We start from the raw sequence: 21510 nt of genomic DNA on the forward strand, positions 1-21510 counted from the left end.
TGAATCCTGCGTTGGGCAATGCAACCAGAATGACGCAATGTCTTGTGAAGAGCCAGCATGTATGGAGAGTTTGGTATCTGGAGCGGGCGAGGCGATTCGAACGCCCGACCCTAACCTTGGCAAGGTTATGCTCTACCCCTGAGCTACGCCCGCATCAGATACATATGTGGTCCGAAGACCTCTCAATGGAGCGGGCGAGGCGATTCGAACGCCCGACCCTAACCTTGGCAAGGTTATGCTCTACCCCTGAGCTACGCCCGCGCCGTTGAGTGAGGAGGGATTTATAAATTCCCACGCGGGGCTGCAAGCGGAAAAACACAAAAAAGAGGAAAAATATTTCGACGGAACTGGGCATCCGGCCCGTTCAATCTCAAACACGGATCAAAAAAGGACACAGGCAGAGGGGCTTTCATGATTTCTGTTGCAGACATGAAGATAATGGCGCTGGCCGCAATGATCTTGCTGGTCACCGCGATGCCGAAATCGGACGATCACGAACACAACCGGATCACGCCCGTTTTGTTGAAAGCGCCCCTTGTGATGACGACGGATCTGACCGGATAACACCCGCCAACCGAGCTACAGCGCCAGAATCAGGTTGGCGATGGCCGCAACCAGAATGGCCAGGAACGTCAGGCTCATGCCAGCCTGCCGTAGGATGACGATCTGGGGCGTGCGCCCGAATCCGTAAGCGTGCAGCAGACGCCCAGCCAGCAACATCAAACCCAGTATATGCACAAGCAACCCTCCGGCGCCCTGTAATTCCACCATGGCGATCAGCAAAAGGGCGATAGGGGCGTATTCGGCGCAATTGGAATGTGTCCGTATCGCCTTGATCATCAATTTGCTGCCCCCATCCCCGACCGAGATTTTGTCGCTGCGGCGCAGAAGGATCACTTTGACGCTGAGTGCCACGTAAAGAATAGCGATCAGGGCCGCATAGATCGGGGTGATAGCAAGCATAGTGGGTCTCCGTTCCAGCATAGAAAAAGGGCCGCGCGGTTTCCCGCGCGGCCCTTTGAACTGTAACCGGTTCGGCAGGTTATTCCAGCTCGACCAGAAGGTCCTTTGCGTCAATCTGGCCACCGGGCTGCACATGAACGGCCTTTACGGTCGCATCGCGCTCGGCGTGGATGCCGGTTTCCATCTTCATCGCCTCGATGGTCAGCAACATGTCGCCTTCCTTGACCTGCTGGCCCGCTGTTACGGCGACGGTGGCAACAACACCGGGCATCGGCGCACCGACATGATCCGGGTTGCCGACCTCGGCCTTGGGCCGCGCCTGCGTGGCCGAGGTGACCAGCCGGTTCGGAACCCGGATCACGCGCGGTTGGCCGTTGAGTTCAAAGAACACTTTGACCTCGCCCTTTTCATCCGTTTCGCCGATGGCCTGACACCGGATTTCCAGCGTCTTGCCGGGGTCGATTTCCGCGGTAATCTCTTCGCCCGGCTCCATGCCGTAGAAGAAGGTGCGCGTCGGCAGGGTACGAACCGGGCCGTAGATCCGGTGGCGACCCATGTAGTCCAGGAACACCTTGGGATACATCAGGTATCCGTTCAGATCCTCGTCATCGACCTCTTTGCCTTCCAGCTGCTTGGACAGCTCGGCGCGGGTGGCTTCAAGATCGACCGGGGGCACGTCCTTGCCGGGGCGCTGCGTGTTGGGAACCTCGTCTTTCAGCACTTTCTTGATGATGGTCTCGGGGAAACCGCCCGGAGGCTGACCCAGATTGCCGCGCATCATGTCCACGACCGAATCGGGGAAGGCCACGTCGGTATTCGGGTCCTCGACCTGTTCACGTGTCATGTTCTGGCTGACCATCATCAGCGCCATGTCACCAACGACCTTGGAAGACGGCGTGACCTTCACGATGTCACCGAACATCTGGTTCACGTCAGCATACATCTGGGCCACTTCGTGCCAGCGTTCTTCCAGACCCAGGCTGCGTGCCTGTGCCTTGAGGTTGGTGAACTGACCGCCCGGCATCTCGTGCAGATAGACCTCGGACGCGGGGGCCTGAAGGCTGGATTCAAAGGCCGCATACTGGCCACGCACAGCCTCGAAGTAATCGCTGATTTCACGAATGGCCTTGATGTCCAGCCCGGTGTCGCGGTCGGTATGGCGCAGCGCCTCGACCACGGTGCCCAGCGTCGCCTGGCTGGTGTTGCCCGAGAAGCTGTCCATCGCGCAGTCAACTGCATCCACACCCGCCTCGGACGCGGCCAGAATGGTCGCGCTGGCAATACCGGCGGTGTCATGGGTGTGGAAATGGATCGGCAGCCCGACCTCTTCTTTCAGCGCACGGATCAGGATCTTGGCCGCGGCCGGTTTCAGCAGGCCCGCCATGTCTTTGAGGCCCAGAATATGCGCGCCGGCGTCGCGCAGCTCTTTCGCCATGCCGACATAATATTTCAGGTCGTACTTGGCGCGATCGGGGTCAAGAATATCGCCAGTGTAACAGACGGTACCTTCGCAAATCTTGCCGCTCTCGACGACCGCGTCCATCGCCACGCGCATGTTTTCGACCCAGTTCAGCGAGTCGAAGACGCGGAACACGTCAATTCCTGTCGCCGCCTGGCGCACGAATTCCTGCACCACGTTGTCAGGATAGTTCGTATAGCCCACGCCGTTTGCGCCGCGCAGCAGCATCTGGGTCATCAGGTTCGGCATCGCCTCGCGCAGGTCCCGCAGGCGCTGCCATGGGCATTCCTGCAAGAACCGATACGCCACGTCGAAAGTCGCGCCGCCCCAGCATTCGACCGAGAACAGCTGCGGCAGGTTCGCCGCATAGGTGGGAGCCACCTTGATCATGTCGATCGAGCGCATTCGGGTCGCCAGCAGAGACTGGTGCCCGTCGCGCATGGTGGTGTCGGTGATCAGCAGTTGGCGCTGCGCCTTCATCCAGTCGGCCACCGCCTGCGGGCCCTTCTGCTCCAGCAGGTTGCGCGTACCCATCTGCGGTTCGGCCTTCAGCGCCGGAGGCCTGGCCTCTTTCAGGTCGGCGCGCGGGCGCGGGCGGTCCTTGGTTTCGGGATGCCCGTTCACGGTGATGTCCGCGATATAGGTCAGAACCTTGGTGCCGCGGTCGCGCCGCTTCTTGAAGGTGAACAGTTCGGGCGTCGTGTCGATGAACTTGGTGGTGTATTCGTTCGACAGGAAGGTCGGATGCTTGAGCAGGTTGATGACGAAGTCGATATTCGTCGAAACCCCGCGGATGCGGAACTCGCGCAGGGCGCGGTCCATCCGGGAAATCGCCTTTTCGGGCGTCGGGGCCCAGGCCGTAACCTTGGTCAGCAGCGAGTCATAATAGCGCGTAATCACCCCGCCCGCATAGGCCGTGCCGCCATCCAGACGGATGCCCATACCGGTGGCCGAGCGATAGGCGGTGATCCGGCCATAATCGGGGATGAAGTTGTTCTGCGGGTCCTCGGTGGTGATCCGTGTCTGCAACGCGTGACCGTTGAGCTGGATATCCTTTTGGCTGGCCATGCCGGTCGCCTCGGCCAGCGTCTTGCCCTCGGCGATCAGGATCTGCGCCTGCACGATGTCGATACCGGTGACTTCTTCGGTCACGGTGTGTTCGACCTGTACGCGCGGATTGACTTCGATGAAATAGAACTTGCCGGTGTCCATATCCATCAGGAACTCGACCGTGCCGGCACATTCGTAATTGACATGCGCACAGATCCTTCGGCCAAGCTCGCAGATCTCGGCGCGCTGTTCGTCGCTCAGATACGGGGCAGGGGCGCGTTCCACGACCTTCTGGTTCCGGCGCTGGACCGAGCAGTCGCGTTCATACAGGTGATAGATTTCACCGTGCTTGTCGCCCAGGATCTGCACCTCGACGTGGCGCGCACGAATGATCATCTTTTCCAGATAACCCTCGCCGTTGCCGAATGCGGCCTCGGCCTCGCGACGGCCTTCCAGCACTTTCTCTTCCAGCTCTTCTTCCGACTGGATCGGGCGCATGCCGCGCCCGCCGCCGCCCCAGGACGCCTTGAGCATTAGCGGATAGCCGATTTCGGCGGCCTCCTTGCGGATCGCGTCCATGTCATCGCCCAGAACTTCGGTGGCAGGAATGACCGGAACGCCGGCTTCGATGGCTACGCGTCGCGCGCTGGCCTTGTCGCCAAGCGCGCGCATGGTTTCCGCCTTGGGGCCGATGAAGGTGATGCCGTTCTTGACGCAGGCATCGACGAAATCCGGGTTCTCGGACAGCAGGCCATAGCCCGGATGAATCGCGTCGGCACCACATTGCTTGGCAACACGGATGATCTCGTCGATCGAAAGATATGCGGCAACCGGCCCCATGCCTTCACCGATCTGATACGCCTCGTCCGCCTTGAACCGGTGCAGGCCCAGTTTGTCTTCTTCAGCGTAGACGGCGACGGTTCGTTTTCCCATCTCGTTTGCTGCGCGCATGACGCGGATGGCAATCTCGCCGCGGTTGGCGATCAGGATCTTGTTGAAGTCTGTCATGATAGGTCCCGGTCTTTTGTGTATGGGCGTCTTATTGGGCGGAGAATACGCGCAGGTATATCCGTTCTTCTGGGTAGAACCGGCATGTTATCGCTCGCAAACGCCCTATGATCGCAGCGCCCTTATACTTTTGCTGCGCCGCAGCATCAAATGTTTAACGTTAACTCTCAATCTGACACAGGCTTGCCAGGCCCATCTGGCCCATATTTGCATGCAGGTCCTGCCTGAGAATCTCGATGACATGTGCAGGCCCCCGCGCGCCAAGTGCCGCGAGACCATACAAAAAAGCCCGCCCGAGCATGACGAAGTCTGCGCCCAGCGACATGGCCCGCAAGATATCCAGACCGCCTTCGACACCACTGTCGAAAATCAGGGGCAGGCGGGTTGCATCCCGGACAGAGGGCAGAACCTCGATGCTGGCCGGGGCCGCGTCAAATTGACGGCCGCCATGATTCGACACCCACAAGGCATCGACACCGACCTGTTCCAGCCTGCTTGTATCCTCTGGTCGCAGGACACCCTTCAGGACAAGCGGCCCGTCCCAATGGTCGCGCAGCCATTTGACATAGTCCAGATCCGGCGAGGTTCGAAGCAGGTAACCGATATGAGCCGTGGGCGGCAGATTTCCGGGGTTTTCGATATATTTGTCCAGCGTTCGCATATGCGGCACACCGTTGCGCAGCATGCCCATCGCCCAGGCAGGTCTCTGGGCGATCTGCGCCAGAATGCGCGGGGTCAGCTTTGGCGGTTGCCGCAGGCCCGATCGTGTCTGCCTTTCCCTGCGCGAAGCGACGGGAACATCCGCAGTGAGGATCAGGGTCTTGAACCCGGCCTTGCGGACCCGGTTCAGCAGGTCTTTTCGAATATCCGGATCCCGGGGCGGGTAAAGCTGGAACCAGGCATTGTCCCCAAGATGCGGTGCCATGTCTTCGGGGCTTTGGCTGGCTACGGTCGACAGGGTATAGGGAATACCCGCCTTTGCGGCCGCGCTGGTAAGCAGTTGCTCGGCGCGGGGCCAGACCAGCCCGGACATTCCGATCGGCGCGATTCCGAACGGCAGCGGATACGAAGCGTCGAGAAACGACTTTGACGTATCAAAGTTCAGCTCGCCATGCAGGATCGACGGGCAGAGGCGCACCTCATCCAGCGCCTGGCGATTCCGGTGCAGTGTCGTTTCAATCCCGGTTCCACTGTCGATATACTCCCACACGAAATGCGGCAGACGACGGCGCGCACGGTGTTTCAGATCCGGTATGCCGGGATAGGTGCTGTGCAAGTCCATGCAGATTGATCCGACCTGCCATGCGATTCGGCAAGTTTTTTAAGCTGCATCCTTAGGTGGTTGCCGGTGTTCAGGCGGCGCATTTTTGGTCTGGTTCCTGGTGCCGCTTGCAACATGCACCTGGTTGCGCCCCTTGTCCTTGGCGACATAAAGCGCATCGTCTGCCGCGCGCATCAGGTCCTGCGGCATGGTGCCGTGGGCCGGGTAATGTGCGACCCCGACCGATATCGTAATGCGCGGCAATGCCTTCTCGCCATATCGTACGGTGACGGCTTCAACCGCCTGGCGCAGTTGTTCGGCTCGGGTCACGGCATCTTCGGGGCTGTTGTCAGGCAGGATCAGCATGAACTCTTCACCCCCGATGCGGCAGGCGACTTCGTCCCGGTCGCACCCTTGTTCCAGGGCGGCGCCGACGGCGCGCAACACCATGTCGCCCGCATCATGCCCATGAGTATCGTTGAACTTCTTGAAGTGATCCACGTCCACGGCGATCAGGCTTAGCGCGGCGCCCGTCTGCTGGCTGCGGCTGATGGACTTGCGCAGCGTCTCGGTCATATGGCGGCGATTGAACAGCCCGGTCAGGGGGTCTCGTACCGATTGGTCGTGAAGCTGATCCCGCATGCGGACATTGGCGATCGCCATACTGATCTGTTCGGCGCATAATTGTGCCAGCTTGCGGCTCTTGTTGAAGCAGTCTTCGCGCCCCTCCAGTGCCCGCAGATGCAAAAGACCAACGGTTTCGCCATGGGCCAGAATGGGAAAGCAGAAATAAGGCCGCCCGTCATGCGGTTCGGCGTGTTCGCATACAAAATCAATCTCGGATGCGCCGAACTCGTAAGTCCGGCCGCGCCGCAAGCCCCAGCAACCTTCGGGGTGAATGTGGGATTTATGAGTTCCACCGTTCCAGCTGGCGCAGCCATCCAGCACATCGCGTGAGTTTGAATAGACATACACGCTGCCTTCGGCCTCTGGCAGGATGTGGGTCATGAAGCGAGACACCATGTCGAACAGTTCATCCAGCGACCGGCTTGATTGCAGCCATTCGTTCAATTCACCCAGCAGGCGGACCTCTCGGGCCAGGCGCAGCTGCTCGTCCATCAGCTCCCTCTCTTTCTGGGCCCGTTTGCGAAGGTCGCGAACCTGACGACGGTTGGTGCGATGGACAATCAGGATGACAGTCGTCAGTGCCAGCAGGGCGACCCCGCTCAGCAGCGCCAGAGACAGGCGAACGCGCGTGATGAACAGGTTCCGCAGGTCGGTTATGTCGGAATAGAACTCAATCGCGCCCAGGAACGTCGCGTCCTTGATGATCGGCGTATAGACCTCGGCCACATGGCGGCTGCTCAGTTCCGTATCCCGGGAATTGTCGACAACAAAGGAATCAACTTCGGTAACCGGCTTCTCTTCGTGTTTGTAAAAAAGCCCTCCGGCGGCGACGATCGACTGGAAATAGGGTTTCGTATTCACGAACCCGATGTCGCTGGCTCGGGTCGACCAGAACACCTGCCCCGAAGCATCAAACAGCTTGAAGCGGTAAATGTCCGTGGTTTCGGGCAGTAGCTCCAGAAACTCCTGGTCATGATCGGTCAATGCGTGAAAACGGAATGCCTGTTCAAGATCGTTCAGATGGCTTTCGACCTGGCGGCTCATCCGCATCGCGTTTTTTCGCAGGTCTGCTTCCAGCATGCGATCAACCACTGGCGCCGGGGCGGCGTAGATCCCCCAGCACGCTGCTGCCGTCAGCGCAAGCAGCATCAGGGCCACGCCCATCATTTTAAGCCTCGAGGATTGACCCGTCAGTTCCGCCTGTTTCATTTGTCCGCTCCCACAACACTCTGCCAAACATCCCAGTCAGGATTTGACAGAGAGTTAACGGGGGTGCAGCGCGGTGGCGTGTTTGTTTAGAATTGAATGTAAGAAGAAGTGCGAAAAGTCTGTGAACAAGCCGTGAACAAACCCTTTCCCTTCGCGCTTATCCGGCGTAGTTTGGGGCCATGAGCAGTTTTGACGAAATGGACGCCTTCGAGGGCGCATCGCTGTCGGCGCGGGCCATGGCCGTGCGCCCTTCGCCCTATCTGGATGATCTGAACCCGGCGCAACGGGACGCGGTCGAGCGGCTGGATGGCCCGGTTCTGATGCTGGCAGGTGCCGGGACGGGCAAGACCAAGGCTCTGACCACCCGGATCGCGCATCTTCTCAACACTGCGCGCGCGCGCCCGAACGAAATTTTGTCGGTAACCTTCACCAACAAGGCCGCGCGCGAAATGAAGGAACGGGTGGGCCGCCTGCTGGGACAGCCCGCCGAGGGGATGCCATGGCTGGGCACCTTTCATTCGATCTGCGTCAAACTGCTGCGCCGCCATGCGGAACTGGTCGATTTGAAATCGAACTTCACCATACTGGATACCGACGACCAGCTGCGCCTGCTCAAGCAGTTGGTGCAGGCCGCAAATATCGACGACAAACGCTGGCCTGCGCGGATGTTGCTGGGAATCATCGACGATTGGAAGAACCGTGCGCTGACGCCCGACAAGGTGCCAGCCGCCGATGCCGGGGCTTATGACAACAAGGGCATTGAGCTCTATGCCCAATATCAGACCCGCCTGCGCGAATTGAATGCAGTGGATTTCGGCGATCTGCTTCTGCACATGGTTACGATCTTCCAGACCCACCCAGACGTGCTGGAGCAATACCAACGCTGGTTCCGCTATATCCTGGTGGACGAGTATCAGGACACCAACATCGCCCAATATCTGTGGCTGCGGCTGCTGGCGGGCGGGCACAAGAACATCTGCTGCGTCGGCGATGACGATCAGTCGATCTATGGCTGGCGCGGGGCCGAGGTGGGCAACATCCTGCGGTTCGAAAAGGATTTTCCCGGCGCGTATGTGGTGCGGCTGGAACAGAACTACCGCTCGACCCCGCATATTCTGGCGGCTGCTTCGAACGTCATTCGCGGCAATGAAAACCGCCTGGGCAAAGAGCTGTGGACCGAAGCCGAGGAAGGCCACAAGGTCAATCTGATCGGCCATTGGGATGGCGAGGAAGAGGCCCGCTGGATCGGCGAGGAGATCGACGCGATGCAGGGCGGTACGCGCGGTATTCGCCCGATGAACCTTGATGAGATCGCCATCCTCGTCCGCGCCAGCCACCAGATGCGCGCCTTCGAAGACAGGTTTCTGACCATCGGTCTGCCCTACAAGGTGATCGGCGGCCCGCGATTCTATGAGCGGATGGAGATTCGCGATGCCATGGCCTATTTCCGGCTGGTGGTCAGCCCCGAGGATGATCTTGCGTTTGAGAGAATCGTAAACACGCCAAAACGCGGCCTTGGCGACAAGGCGCAGCAGACGATCCAGATGACCGCGCGCGAAAATGGGGTGTCACTGGTCGAAGGGGCTCGGATTGCCGTCGATAACGGGCTGATCAAGGGCAAGGGCGGCAAGGCGCTGCGCGAACTGATCGACGGTCTGGCGCGTTGGAATGCGATGACGCGTGGGCCACGGATCGAGGTGGACGACGATTCGGTGATCGATGACGGTTCACCCCTGCGGTTCGGCGCACCCGAGCATACGCATATCGAACTTGCGCAGATCATTCTCGACGAATCCGGCTATACCGCCCACTGGCAGAACGACAAGACGCCCGAAGCGCCGGGGCGCCTTGAAAACCTCAAGGAACTGGTGAACCAGCTGGACAATTTCGAGAACCTGCAAGGATTTCTGGAACATGTCAGTCTGGTCATGGACAACGAACAGGACAGCGACGGCGCCAAGGTTTCGATCATGACCCTGCATGCGGCCAAGGGGCTGGAGTTTCCCGCCGTCTTCCTGCCGGGCTGGGAAGACGGGCTGTTCCCTTCGCAGCGGTCAATGGACGAATCCGGGCTCAAGGGGCTCGAGGAAGAACGGCGCCTGGCCTATGTCGGCATCACCCGTGCCGAAGAAGTGTGTACCATTTCTTTTGCCGCCAACCGGCGGGTGTTCGGGCAGTGGCAGAACTCCATGCCCTCGCGCTTCATCGACGAATTGCCGGACGATCACGTTGAGGTTTTGCAAGGGGCCGGGTTACACGGCAACAGTCAGATGTCGGCTGGTATCGAGACCCGCGCGGCCGAAGCGAATGTCTACAACTCGCCGGGCTGGAGGCGGATGCAGGCGCGGCAGGGGCAATACGGTATGTCTCAGCCGCGCGAATCCCGCAACACGGTGATCGACGCGACCGCCGTGGCCAGTTTCACGCTGGGGGAACGGGTGTTCCACCAGAAATTCGGCTATGGCGCGGTTGTCGGGATCGAGGGCGACAAGGTCGAAGTCGAGTTCGACAAGGCAGGCACAAAGAAAGTGGTCTCACGTTTTCTGACCAACAAGGATAACGTCCCGTTCTGAGGCGTCTTATCCCTTCGACCAGAACCAGATTGATCGAGGCGGTAACTTGCCGGATCTTCGCCAGCTCGATGTAATCAGGGTCGTCTTTCCAGGCTTTCGCCGCGGCAAGGTCCGGAAACTCCATCAGCACAATGCCACCTTCGGGCCAATCGCCTTCGATCCGTTCAACCGGTTTCGATGAGACCGTGAGCAGGCGGCCTTTGTGGCGGTCGAAGATCGGCATGAAACCCGCCAGATAATCCTGATACCCATCCGGGTCGTGGATGTCGATCTGCGCGATGAAATAGGCGGCCATTGTTTCCTCCGGATCAGAAATCAGAGGGCCTTCTTACACCTATGTCAGAAAAACAAAAAAACGGCGGTTCCCAGGGAGGAGGAAGGGGAACCGCCGTCTTGTCAACATCAGAGCAGGGAGGAGGAGAGCCCCGATGTATTTGAACCCGGGGTTGAGCCCGGTATGGAGAAGACGCGGCGACGTCAGGGAGGAGGAAGGCGTCGCCGCGCGCTTTCAACATCAAGGCAGGGAGGAGGAGAGCCTCGATGTATCAGGATCCGGCGGGTTGAGGCCGGTATTTGGTGCGGCAACGTCAGGGAGGAGGAGAGACGTTGCCGCTGATAACAGACCCTAAGGGAGGAGGAAGGGCCTGATCTCGGTATTCGTGGCGCGCTTATTGCGCGATGTGATCATTGGCGGCCTGCATGGCCACCCGACGGATCATGGACCGATGCAGGCCCAGATCGGCCAGTTCACGGTCCGACAGTCCTGCCAGCTCATTGACGGTCTGGCGATACATACGATAGCGGGCAAAACGCGCCTTTGCGTTTTCGATCAAAGTTGCGATTCCGAACGCCGGTGCGCTCTTCGAGGCTGTATGTGTGCTTGCGACTGCCATGCTCATCATCCGTATTCATTTGCTTTGCCGATTACGCTCGGCCCTTGCTTGAGGTTGAAAATAGGCAAATGCTGCGATTGCACAATAGGTCGCGTCGTCAATGCTGCTATGCAGCAAGCGCATAGATTGGTTCAGTTTTTTCCTTCAACTCGAATTGCGCCTTGAAACATTGGGTCTTCCCTTGGGTCACGGGTGACAGCGGAAACATGGCCTTCTGATGGCTTGCCGTCTAATTGAGCGGTGTTGGCTGGAATTTGTGCGCAATAAAACAATTCTAGGCGTGCGCGTGACCGAAGCGTCAGGCAAAGCGCGGCGGTTCAACTATTCCCTGTTGCCCAGTTTACCGGTTTCGCAAGTCGTAGGGCCTATTGCCTGAACGCCACGGGATTTCATGGGCCGATGCGGTTGTCGGGGGCGAAGTCCTGTCGGAATTGCGCGCGAAAAGCGAATGATTCTGCGAGATCGCTGCCCAAGGATGCTGGGTTTTTCCAATCAAAACGGAAATTCTTTAGGTTTTTTGGGAAATCGTGGGAAAAAAATTTTAGCCTCAAATTATCTATATCTTGAGGGTAGCGTGTTAATCCGGCCTATAGTTAGTGTTGTTGCGTTCAAGTTTCAGGTGGTATTGTTCCTGAAGCGTGATTCATGGAACACGGTTCGCAAAATTCCTATTGATTTCCATGAATTCCCATGGCATCCCTAATACATCCGATGAGGACGAGGCAGCAGGGGCGCCAAACGACCCCGACCAAAAATAATCAGGTTTCATACAGGCATCTCGCTTTCATCAATCAAGAGATCCGGCGCGCGGGCGAGCAGACATCCCCCCAGGTGGCGCGTGCAGCTGGACATCCCGCAAAGCGGGTCAATGCGGCGGGTTGATCAGTGGCAGCAGATCAACCCGCCGTTTTTCATCCGGGGGAACGCGAATTTCAAGTGGGGCGCAAGCGAAAGGGACAGTCGTCTTGGCGCGCAGGTTTAGAGGTGAAAGCCACCATAAGGTGGATGCGAAAGGCAGGGTGTCGATCCCGGCCTCGTTTCGCCGCGTGCTTGAATCCTCCGATCCCAACTGGCAACCCGGCGACAATCCAGAGCTTGTGATCGTCTACGGGGATCATCGCCGCAAATACCTGGAATGCTATACCATGCAGGCCATCGACGAGGTCGATGCCAAGATCGACGCGCTGCCACGCGGCTCGATGAAGCGCAAAATGTTGCAGCGCCTGTTCCACGGGCAGTCCTTCCCGACCAATGTCGATGAAACCGGGCGGCTGGTCCTGCCGGCAAAGCTGCGCAAGAAGATCGGTCTTGAGGGCGAGGCATTTTTTATCGCCGCCGGGGATACTTTTCAGATCTGGAAGCCCGAGACCTACGAATCCGAGGAATTAGCGGCGACCGAGGAATGGCTGGACGGCCTTGGCGACGATGTTGATCCGCTGGAATTCCTCGATGAAGTCGAGGGCGGGTGACGGCATGGCGGCCGCGGATCACCCACAACCGGACGCGCCTCACATCCCTGTCTTGCTGCGCCCGCTCCTGGCGGCGGTGGCGCCGGTCACGGGCGTCTGGCTGGACGGCACCTTCGGCGCAGGCGGGTACACCCGCGGATTGCTGGAGGCCGGGGCCGACAAGGTGATCGGCGTGGATCGCGATCCCTTGGCTTTTGAGATGGCGTCAGACTGGGCGGGCGCCTATGGTGATCGGCTGGTGATGCAGCCCGGCGTGTTTTCTCGTATGGATGAATATGCGCAGAACCTGGACGGCGTTGTTCTGGACCTTGGCGTTTCCTCGATGCAACTGGACCAGGCCGACCGTGGATTTTCCTTCATGAAGGATGGCCCTTTGGACATGCGCATGAGCCAGGACGGCGAAAGTGCCGCCGATCTGGTCAATACCGCGACCGAGGCGCAACTGGCCGACATTCTGTTCCACTATGGTGAAGAGCGCGCCAGCCGCCGGATTGCCAGGGCGATCGTCAAAGAGCGCGCGGAAGAGCCGATCACCACGACCCTGCGTCTGGCCGAGATCATCGAATCCTGCCTGCCGCGTCCTAAACCGGGTCAATCCCACCCGGCCACGCGCAGCTTTCAAGGGCTGCGGATCGCCGTGAATGCAGAATATGAAGAGCTGTTTCAGGGGCTGATGGCCGCTGAACGTGCTTTGAAGCCCGGCGGGCAACTGGCCGTTGTCACTTTCCACTCCATTGAAGACCGAATGGTGAAACGGTTTTTCCAGTCCCGCGCGGGCAAGACGGGGCGCGCGAACCGCTATGCGCCCGAGATTGAACAGGAACAGCCGCAATTCACACTGAAGACCCGCAAGGCGGTGGGGCCTGACGAACAGGAATTGCAGGAAAACCCGCGCGCGCGCTCGGCCAAACTGCGCGTGGCGATCCGAACCGATGCTCCGGCAGGGGAAATTGAAGCGCGGGCCATCGGGATGCCGCAACTGGGGGGAAGGGCAAGATGAAGAGTGTTTTGTATGTGTTGACTGCTCTGTCCGTGTTCGGGTTGGCGTTGTGGGCCTATCAGGAAAACTACCGGACCCAGCAAGTGGTAAAGGAAACCCAGTCTTTGCAGCGCGAGATCGGAATGGCACAGGTGCGATTGGCCGTTCTGAACGCGGAATGGGCCTATCTGAACCGCCCGGACAGGCTGCGCGAACTGGCCGACCTGAACTTTGAACGCCTTGGTCTGCTGCCGTTGCGGGCCGAGCAGTTCGGACGCGCGGATCAGATCGCCTATGCCGAAGACCCGGACCTGCCCGTCGTCGATCCGATTGAATTGCAGGCCATCACTGACATTCAGGCTTTGGGCGAGGTGCAAATTCCATGACACGCACCCCTCTGCGCCCCCTGGCCCGAATCCTGGATGCCCGCGCGCGGGGCGAAAACCCCAAGGCAATCGAGCGCGAGAACATCCGCAAGCGTCACGAGGATATGAAAGATCGCGCTCGCGCTCGTGCCGAAGGGCGTCTGCTGGTGCTGGGCCTGTTCTTCTTCTGCGCTTTTTCCGTTGTCGGCTTCCGCATGGGCATGCTGGCGACCTCGGAAGCACAAGAGCCTCTGGCCAGCGCGCCGGGCGCAGCGATTGCCATGCAGCGCGCCAACATCGTCGATCGCGAAGGGCGCATACTGGCCACCAATCTGGACACCTATTCCGTTTACGCGCAGCCCCCTTTGATGATCGATCCCGTCGCAGCCGCAGAGCAGTTGGTTGCGATTTTTCCTGATCTGGACAAAGAGCGGCTGATCAAGGACTTCACCGGCAACCGCAAGTTTTTGTGGATCAAGAAACGCATTTCGCCCGAGCAGAAGCAGGCCGTGCACGACATCGGTGATCCCGGCATCCTGTTCGGTCCGCGTGAAATGCGGCTTTACCCCAACGGGCGGCTGGCCGCTCATATCCTGGGCGGGTCCGGTTTTGGTCGTGAAGGCGTCAGCGCCGCCGAAGTGATCGGCGTGGCTGGTGTGGAAAAGCAGTTCGACGATTATCTGCGCGATCCGGCCAACGGTAACAAGCCGCTGCAACTGTCGCTGGACCTGACGATTCAAGCCGCAGTTGAACAGGTTCTTTACGGCGGTATGAAGATCATGAACGCCAAGGGGGCTTCGGCCGTTCTGATGAACGCGCATACGGGCGAGGTTATTTCGGCTGCTTCGCTGCCTTCTTTTGATCCGAATGACCGTCCGCGCCCGCCGACCTCGGGCTTTGACCCCTCGGACAGCCCGCTGTTCAACCGTTATGTGCAAGGCGTGTATGAACTGGGATCTGTTTTCAAGATTTTCACCGCGGCCCAGGCCGTTGAGCTTGGATTGGTGAATTCGAACACCATCATCGATACGTCCGGGCCGATGAAGATCGGCCGCTTTCCCATCGGCGAATTCAACGGCAAGAATTACGGCAAGATCAGCGTAGCGGATGTGATCGTCCACAGCTCGAACCGAGGCACGGGGCGTCTGGCCTTGCAAATCGGCGCCAAACGGCAGCAGGAGTTTCTGGACGCGCTTGGCATGTTCGATCCGACCCCTTTCGAGATCGTCGAGGCCAAGGGCGGTGTGCCGCTGAAACCGAAGAAATGGGGCGAGCTCAGTACCGTGACAATTTCCTATGGCCATGGCCTGTCGACCAGCCCGATGCATCTGGCCGCGGGATACGCGGCGATTGCCAATGGCGGGCATTACGTCAGCCCGACCATTCTGCGCCGGAACGGTCCGCAATACGGGCCTCGTGTCATGTCGCAGAACACTGCACGGCAGGCGCAAAAGATGCTGCGCAAAGTGGTAACGGACGGCACCGCCAGCTTCGCCGAGGTCAAGGGCTATGACGTGGCGGGCAAGACCGGTACGGCCGACAAGCCCAAACCGCGCGGCGGGTACTATGATGACAAGGTCATTGCCACCTTCGCGACGATCTTCCCGGCCTACGATCCGCAATACGTTCTGATCGTGACGTTGGACGAACCTTCGATCGTGGCCTACGGTGAAAAACGCCGCACGGCCGGTTGGACCGCCGTGCCTGTTGCCGCCGAACTCATCGGCCGCGTCGCACCGTTGTTGGGGTTGCGTCCCCGGCTTGAGCCTGAGGCGGGCGCTGCTATAACGCTGACCTCAAACTAGGCTGTCCGGCAAGAGGTGGGTCATGGGCACAAGGACGAAGAAACTCAGCCAGCTGGCCCTGACCGCAAGAGAGGGCGCAAACCCGGATATCACTGGTCTGGCCGTTGACAGCCGCGAGGTGAAAGAGGGCTTCCTGTTTGCCGCGCTGCCCGGGTCCCGCGTTCATGGCGCAGAGTTCATTCAGTTTGCCCTGCGCATGGGGGCCGCTGCGATCCTGACCGATGCCGAAGGGGCAGAGATCGCCGAGGCCGAACTGGCAGCTTCGGACGCAGCGCTGGCCGTGGTGGAAGACCCGCGTCAGGCGCTGGCCGGTGCCGCGGCGCTGTGGTTCGGCGCGCAGCCGCAAACCATCGTGGCCGTCACGGGAACGAACGGCAAAACATCTGTTTCCACCTTCGTCCGGCAGATCTGGTCCGCGCTTGGTCACGCCGCCGTCAACCTCGGCACCACCGGGGTTGAAGGTGCGTGGACAGCGCCACTGGCCCATACCACGCCCGAGCCGATCACCTTGCACCGCTGTCTGGCCGAGGCGGCCGAGAACGGCGTGACCCATGCCGCAATGGAGGCGTCGTCCCACGGCCTTGAACAGCGCCGTCTTGATGGCGTTCACCTGACCGCCGCCGGTTTCTCGAACTTCACGCAGGATCATCTGGATTACCACGAAACCTTCGAGGCTTATTTCAACGCAAAGGCTGGTCTGTTCGACCGGGTTTTGCCGCAGGATGGAACGGCCGTCGTCAACCTGAGCGACCCTAAAGGGGCCCAGGTCCGGCGGATCGCCGAGATGCGCGGCCAGTCGGTGCTGACGGTGGGGCTGGGCGATGCCGACCTGTGTCTGATCAACCAGCGGTTCGACGCCACGGGGCAAGACCTGCGCTTTGCGTGGCAGGGCCGAACGCTCCAGACCCGCCTGAACCTGATCGGCGGGTTTCAGGCCGAAAACATCCTGCTGGCCTGTGGGCTGGTGATCGCTGCCGGGGACAGCCCCGAACGGGTGTTCGAAACTCTGCCCCATCTGACGACGGTTCGCGGGCGGATGCAACTGGCAGCCACGCGTGACAATGGAGCGGCGGTGTTTGTGGATTATGCCCACACGCCTGATGCTGTTGCCACGGCACTCAAGGCGCTGCGCCCGCATGTGATGGGCCGTCTGATTGCCGTTATCGGTGCGGGCGGGGATCGCGACGCCAGCAAACGACCTTTGATGGGCAGGGCGGCAGCCAACCATGCAGACGTGGTCTTTGTCACCGATGACAACCCGCGCAGCGAAGATCCCGCAGTCATCCGCGCGGCCGTAATGGCAGGCGCGTCAGAGGCAGCAGGTGACGCCAGCGTGACCGAAGTCGGCGACCGCGCCGAGGCCATCCTGCGCGGCATCGATGCGCTGCAACCCGGTGATGCGCTGCTGATCGCCGGAAAGGGGCATGAAACCGGTCAGATCGTGGGGGATCAGGTTCTGCCCTTCGACGATGTGGAACAGGCCAGCATTTCCGTTGCAGCGCTGGACGGGAGGGTCGCATGACGCTCTGGACTGCATCCGAAGCGGCCGCGGCGACGGGCGGTCAGGCGACGACCGACTGGACCGCAAATGGCGTATCCATCGACACCCGCACTCTTCGACCCGGCGATCTGTTCGTGGCGCTGAAAGCGGCGCGGGACGGGCATGATTTCGTCGCACAGGCGCTGGAAAAAGGAGCAGGCGCCGCACTGGTTTCCCGTGTTCCGGACGATGTGCCCGAAGGTGCCCCCCTGCTGATCGTCAAAGACGTTCAGGCGGGGCTAGAGGCCCTGGGGAAAGCAGCACGGGCCCGAACGGATGCGCGCGTGGTCGGCGTGACAGGCAGTGTGGGTAAAACATCGACCAAGGAAATGCTGGCGACAATTCTGGAAACCCAAGGGAAAACCCACGCCAGCGTCGCCAGTTACAACAACCATTGGGGCGTGCCCCTGACCCTCGCGCGGATGCCTCGCGATACGGAATTTGCGGTGATCGAGATCGGCATGAATCATCCCGGTGAAATTGCCCCGCTCGCCGAACAGGCCCGCCCGCACGTGGCGCTGGTGACGACCGTGGCGGCAGTGCATCTAGAGGCTTTCGAGTCGGTGGCTGGTATTGCCCGGGAAAAAGCGGCGATCTTTGAAGGGCTTGAACCTGGCGGGGCTGCGATCGTCAATGCAGATATCGACCACGCGGACATCCTGCGCCAGACAGCGCAGGCGCAGGGGGCCGGGATTGTTGATTTTGGGCGCAGCGCGGCGGATTACCGGCTGACCGATGTTCAACCCGAGTCCAACGCAGTGAAGGCCAGGGCACTGGTCGGTGATCAGGTGATTCAATTCGAGGTGAACTCCGCCGGCACGCATTTCGCGATGAACGCGCTTGGCGCTTTGGCGGCCTGCGTCGAATTGGGGGTCGATCTGGATCAGGCCATCGCGGGCCTGCCAGCGTGGTCACCCGTCAAGGGGCGTGGGGTACGCGAAAGCTTGCCATTGTCAGGGGGTGGGCAGATCGAGCTTTTGGATGACAGCTACAACGCCAACCCGACCTCGATGGAGGCTGCGCTGGATGTCTTGGCCGCCTCCAAAGGCACCCGCCGCATTGCGTTTCTGGGTGACATGAAGGAACTGGGTGCCCAGGAAGAGGCCATGCATGCCGCCATGGCGGATATCGAGGCGATGGCGCGGGTGGATCAGGTTCATTGCATCGGGCCGTTGATGCAGGCGATGCACCGCGCGCTGCCCGAGAAGAAACGTGGGCTCTGGTTCGCAACCAGTGCGCAAATGGCGGAACATCTGCCTGCTTTGATCCGGGATGGAGACACGGTGCTCGCCAAGGGCTCACTCAGCATGGCGTTGGCCGCGATTGTTGACGGTCTGCGCAAAATGGGGCAAGGGGGCGCGCTTGATGGGTGAACTTGCCCGCGCGCCTCGTGTGAGAAAGGTATTGTCATGCTGTACTGGTTGACCGCTCTGTCGGACGGAGGGGATTTCTGGAACCTCTTCCGGTATATCACCTTCCGCGCAGGCGGCGCCTTCATGACCGCGCTGATCTTTGGATTCATCTTCGGAAAACCCCTGATCAACGTGCTGCGCAAGAAACAGGGCAAAGGCCAGCCGATCCGTGACGACGGCCCCGAAGGGCATTTTTCCAAGGCAGGCACGCCGACGATGGGCGGATTGCTGATTGTCGGAGCTCTGGTCACGTCAACCCTTGTCTGGGCACGGCTGGACAATCCGTATGTCTGGATGGTTCTTTTTGTAACCTTGTCTTATGCGGCCATCGGATTTGCGGACGACTATGCCAAGGTTTCAAAACAGAACACGCAAGGGGTCTCGGGCCGGATGCGCCTGGCGTTGGGCGTAATCATCGCCGTGCTGGCATCGCTTTGGGCGACGTTGCACCATCCCGAAGCCTTGCAGAACCAACTGGCTGTACCCGTTTTCAAGGACACGCTGGTCAATCTGGGCATCTTCTATATCCCCTTTGCGATTGTCGTGATCGTGGGGGCCGCCAATGCGGTGAACCTGACCGACGGTCTGGACGGGCTGGCTATTATGCCAGCGATGATCGCAGCCTCGACCCTGGGCGTGATCGCCTATGCGGTGGGTCGGGTCGACTTTACCGAATATCTCGATGTGCATTACGTCCCGGGCACCGGTGAGATCTTCATCTTCACCTCCGCGTTGTTCGGAGCCGGCCTCGGGTTTCTCTGGTACAACGCCCCCCCGGCGGCGGTGTTCATGGGTGACACCGGATCGCTGGCCCTGGGCGGCGCGCTGGGTGCCATCGCCGTAGCCACCAAGCACGAGCTGGTTCTGGCCGTGGTCGGCGGCCTGTTCGTGGTCGAGGCGCTGAGCGTGATCATTCAGGTCCTCTACTTCAAGCGCACGGGCAAACGGGTCTTCCTGATGGCCCCGATCCATCATCATTATGAGAAAAAAGGCTGGGCCGAGCCGACCATCGTGATCCGCTTCTGGATCATCTCGCTGATCCTGGCGATGATCGGTTTGGCGACGTTGAAGGTAAGGTAGAGGAATACAAAAGATGCATTTTGACTTCACAGACTCGAGCACAAACTCAGGCCGGGTTGCAAATTTCGCTCGTGGATTTGGGGGAATGCTGGGGTTCGGCATAGCAACGCTTTGGTTTGCTGAAAAATTTGCCTTTTCTTTGTATGGTGCGGCTTGTGCGTTTGGCGCTTTTATTTGTTTTGCCGGTTTTCTTTTGAGCCTTGCCTATACTTATGATTCCGGTCTGAAAGTTTTGAGCAAAGGCGAGAGCTTAGAACTGCAATTCGTGAACTACATGGGGTGGAGGTCGCTCGCGATAGTAGTGTTTACTATTATTTCCATAGTAATCGTACTCGTCAGGTACTTCGGTGACTAACAAATGATCCCGGTCAAAGGCTTTTCAGGACAGAAAGTCGCCGTTCTGGGGCTGGGCCGGTCCGGTCTGGCCACTGCACGTGCGCTGCGCGCGGGCGGGGCGGAACCGGTGTGCTGGGATGACAACCCGGCCGCCCGTGAAACCGCCGAAGGCGAGGGTTTCACCTGCGCCGACCTGCGCAAGCATGGGGCATTTGACGACATCGCCTCGCTGATCGTCTCACCGGGCATTCCGCATCTCTATCCTGAACCGAACCCCGTGGTGGCGGCAGCCCTGGATGCAGGCGTGCCGGTGGACAATGACATCGGCCTGTTCTTCCGCTCCTTTGCCGGACCGGAATGGAACAACTACGACACGCCTCCGCGCGTGATCGCGGTGACGGGCTCGAACGGCAAATCGACGACTGCCGCTTTGATCCATCATATCCTGACCGAGGCCGGGCGCGAGGCGCAGTTGGCGGGCAATATCGGGCGCGGGGTTCTGGATATCGATCCGGGCGGTGATGGTTCGGTCGTGGTGCTGGAGCTTTCCAGCTATCAGACCGAGCTGGCCCGCGCTCTGACCCCCGATGTGGCGGTGTTCACCAATCTGTCGCCCGATCATCTGGACCGCCACGGCGGCATGGGTGGATATTTCGCGGCCAAGCGGCGCCTCTTTGCCGAAGGCGGCCCGGATCGCGCGATCATTGGCGTCGACGAAACCGAAGGTGCGTTTTTGGCCGGGCAACTGTCCGAAGGGCCATCGGATGACCGGGTGATCCGTATCTCGGTGGCGCGGAAGCTGACCGGGCCGGGCTGGCAGGTCTTTGCGCGCAAAGGGTTCCTGTCGGAATACCGCAAGGGGCGGCAGGCGGGGTCTATCGACCTGCGCGCGATCAAAGGTTTGCCCGGTGCACACAACCACCAGAATGCCTGCGCGGCCTACGCGGCCTGCCGGTCGCTGGGCCTTGCGCCGCGCGTGATCGAAGATGCGCTGCATTCCTATCCGGGCCTGCCGCATCGCAGCCAGATCATCGCCGAGGCCGATGGGGTTACCTATGTCAACGACTCCAAGGCGACCAATGTCGACAGCGCCCTGAAAGCGCTTATGGCGTTCAAAAAGATCCGATGGATTTGCGGCGGTCTTGAGAAAGAGGGCGGCATATCAGCCGTGAACACGGCGACGGGCGAGGTCATCAAGGCATATGTCATCGGACGCGAAGCCGCGAGTTTTGCGATGCAGCTCGAGGCTGATACGCAGGTCTGTACGACGATGGAGGCCGCCGTGGCGCAGGCCATGGAAGATGCCGAGGCAGGCGACACTGTGCTGCTGGCCCCGGCTGCTGCCAGTTTCGACCAATATGACAATTTCGAACAGCGCGGCGAGGATTTTGCAGCGCAGGTCAAGCGCAGGCTGACAGAATAGCCATTTGCAATAGACCGCCGGCTGGGCCAAGCTTGGATGCTATCAGCTTGACGCGGCA

16 protein-coding genes, 2 tRNA genes and 1 pseudogene are annotated in these 21510 nt (G+C 60.1%); 11 read left to right on the forward strand and 8 right to left on the reverse strand.

The features are described 5' to 3' along the window. Positions 1 to 78: 78 nt before the first annotated feature. Both ACR0C6_RS01220 and ACR0C6_RS01225 read right to left on the reverse strand, forming a co-directional pair. Positions 79 to 153: transfer RNA gene (locus ACR0C6_RS01220), tRNA-Gly, on the reverse strand. A gap of 33 nt (positions 154 to 186) precedes the next feature. Beyond that, positions 187 to 261, reverse strand: a tRNA-Gly gene (locus tag ACR0C6_RS01225). Between the two features lie 150 nt (positions 262 to 411). On the opposite strand from ACR0C6_RS01225, the gene ACR0C6_RS01230 reads away from it, so the two are divergent. Continuing rightward, complete coding sequence (locus tag ACR0C6_RS01230; RefSeq protein ID WP_171167198.1) at positions 412 to 564, forward strand: hypothetical protein; 153 nt, start codon at positions 412 to 414, stop codon at positions 562 to 564. Positions 565 to 579: 15 nt separating this feature from the next. Here ACR0C6_RS01230 and ACR0C6_RS01235 read toward each other — a convergent pair whose 3' ends face one another. From ACR0C6_RS01235 to ACR0C6_RS01250, 4 genes are all read right to left on the reverse strand, one after another. After that, positions 580 to 963 (reverse strand): MAPEG family protein, encoded by a 384-nt coding sequence (locus ACR0C6_RS01235; protein ID WP_480617964.1) that lies wholly within the window; start codon positions 961 to 963, stop codon positions 580 to 582. Positions 964 to 1042: 79 nt separating this feature from the next. Then, positions 1043 to 4480, reverse strand: a complete 3438-nt coding sequence (locus ACR0C6_RS01240) for a pyruvate carboxylase (protein ID WP_480617965.1) — start codon at positions 4478 to 4480, stop codon at positions 1043 to 1045. A gap of 160 nt (positions 4481 to 4640) precedes the next feature. Then, positions 4641 to 5762 carry an alpha-hydroxy acid oxidase gene (locus ACR0C6_RS01245; RefSeq protein WP_480617966.1) on the reverse strand — a complete coding sequence of 374 codons (1122 nt, stop codon included), beginning with the start codon at positions 5760 to 5762 and terminating at the stop codon, positions 4641 to 4643. Between the two features lie 39 nt (positions 5763 to 5801). Then, entirely contained in the window at positions 5802 to 7577 is a 1776-nt protein-coding gene (locus ACR0C6_RS01250; protein ID WP_480617967.1) for a sensor domain-containing diguanylate cyclase, read from the reverse strand. Positions 7578 to 7756: 179 nt separating this feature from the next. Here ACR0C6_RS01250 and ACR0C6_RS01255 point away from each other — a divergent pair, with 179 nt between their 5' ends. Next, the gene (locus ACR0C6_RS01255) at positions 7757 to 10150 is read left to right on the forward strand and encodes an ATP-dependent helicase (RefSeq protein ID WP_480617969.1); all 2394 of its coding nucleotides are present in this window, start codon (positions 7757 to 7759) and stop codon (positions 10148 to 10150) included. Between the two features lie 19 nt (positions 10151 to 10169). Here ACR0C6_RS01255 and ACR0C6_RS01260 read toward each other — a convergent pair. Beyond that, positions 10170 to 10445: pseudogene (locus ACR0C6_RS01260) on the reverse strand (DUF1330 domain-containing protein); the annotation flags it as partial. Between the two features lie 373 nt (positions 10446 to 10818). After that, a complete protein-coding gene (locus ACR0C6_RS01265) occupies positions 10819 to 11043 on the reverse strand; it encodes a DUF1127 domain-containing protein (RefSeq protein WP_152458673.1) in 225 nt (74 codons plus the stop codon). A gap of 965 nt (positions 11044 to 12008) precedes the next feature. Between ACR0C6_RS01265 and mraZ the strand changes: the two genes are divergently transcribed. The 9 genes from mraZ to murD are packed head-to-tail and all read left to right on the forward strand — an operon-like array spanning position 12009 to position 21452. Continuing rightward, positions 12009 to 12512, forward strand: a complete 504-nt coding sequence (gene mraZ / locus ACR0C6_RS01270) for a division/cell wall cluster transcriptional repressor MraZ (RefSeq protein WP_480617970.1) — start codon at positions 12009 to 12011, stop codon at positions 12510 to 12512. Positions 12513 to 12516: 4 nt separating this feature from the next. After that, entirely contained in the window at positions 12517 to 13512 is a 996-nt protein-coding gene (gene rsmH / locus ACR0C6_RS01275; protein ID WP_480618806.1) for a 16S rRNA (cytosine(1402)-N(4))-methyltransferase RsmH, read from the forward strand. Next, on the forward strand, positions 13509 to 13877 hold the full coding sequence (gene ftsL / locus ACR0C6_RS01280) for a cell division protein FtsL (RefSeq protein ID WP_152458671.1): 369 nt from the start codon (positions 13509 to 13511) through the stop codon (positions 13875 to 13877). The genes rsmH and ftsL overlap by 4 nt, the downstream gene beginning before the upstream one ends. After that, complete coding sequence (locus tag ACR0C6_RS01285; RefSeq protein WP_480617971.1) at positions 13874 to 15661, forward strand: peptidoglycan D,D-transpeptidase FtsI family protein; 1788 nt, start codon at positions 13874 to 13876, stop codon at positions 15659 to 15661. Before ftsL ends, ACR0C6_RS01285 begins: the two co-directional genes overlap by 4 nt. A gap of 22 nt (positions 15662 to 15683) precedes the next feature. Then, on the forward strand, positions 15684 to 17183 hold the full coding sequence (locus tag ACR0C6_RS01290; protein WP_480445745.1) for a UDP-N-acetylmuramoyl-L-alanyl-D-glutamate--2,6-diaminopimelate ligase: 1500 nt from the start codon (positions 15684 to 15686) through the stop codon (positions 17181 to 17183). Next, complete coding sequence (locus ACR0C6_RS01295; RefSeq protein ID WP_480445744.1) at positions 17180 to 18574, forward strand: UDP-N-acetylmuramoyl-tripeptide--D-alanyl-D-alanine ligase; 1395 nt, start codon at positions 17180 to 17182, stop codon at positions 18572 to 18574. The genes ACR0C6_RS01290 and ACR0C6_RS01295 overlap by 4 nt, the downstream gene beginning before the upstream one ends. 36 nt (positions 18575 to 18610) lie before the next feature. Continuing rightward, positions 18611 to 19693 (forward strand): phospho-N-acetylmuramoyl-pentapeptide-transferase, encoded by a 1083-nt coding sequence (mraY, locus tag ACR0C6_RS01300; protein ID WP_152458667.1) that lies wholly within the window; start codon positions 18611 to 18613, stop codon positions 19691 to 19693. Positions 19694 to 19706: 13 nt separating this feature from the next. Further along, positions 19707 to 20048, forward strand: a complete 342-nt coding sequence (locus ACR0C6_RS01305) for a hypothetical protein (RefSeq protein WP_171639104.1) — start codon at positions 19707 to 19709, stop codon at positions 20046 to 20048. A 3-nt stretch (positions 20049 to 20051) separates the two neighbouring features. Then, the gene (gene murD, locus ACR0C6_RS01310) at positions 20052 to 21452 is read left to right on the forward strand and encodes a UDP-N-acetylmuramoyl-L-alanine--D-glutamate ligase (RefSeq protein ID WP_480445742.1); all 1401 of its coding nucleotides are present in this window, start codon (positions 20052 to 20054) and stop codon (positions 21450 to 21452) included. Positions 21453 to 21510: the final 58 nt, after the last annotated feature.

The sequence above is a fragment of the Ruegeria sp. AL12 genome, assembly GCF_056540885.1.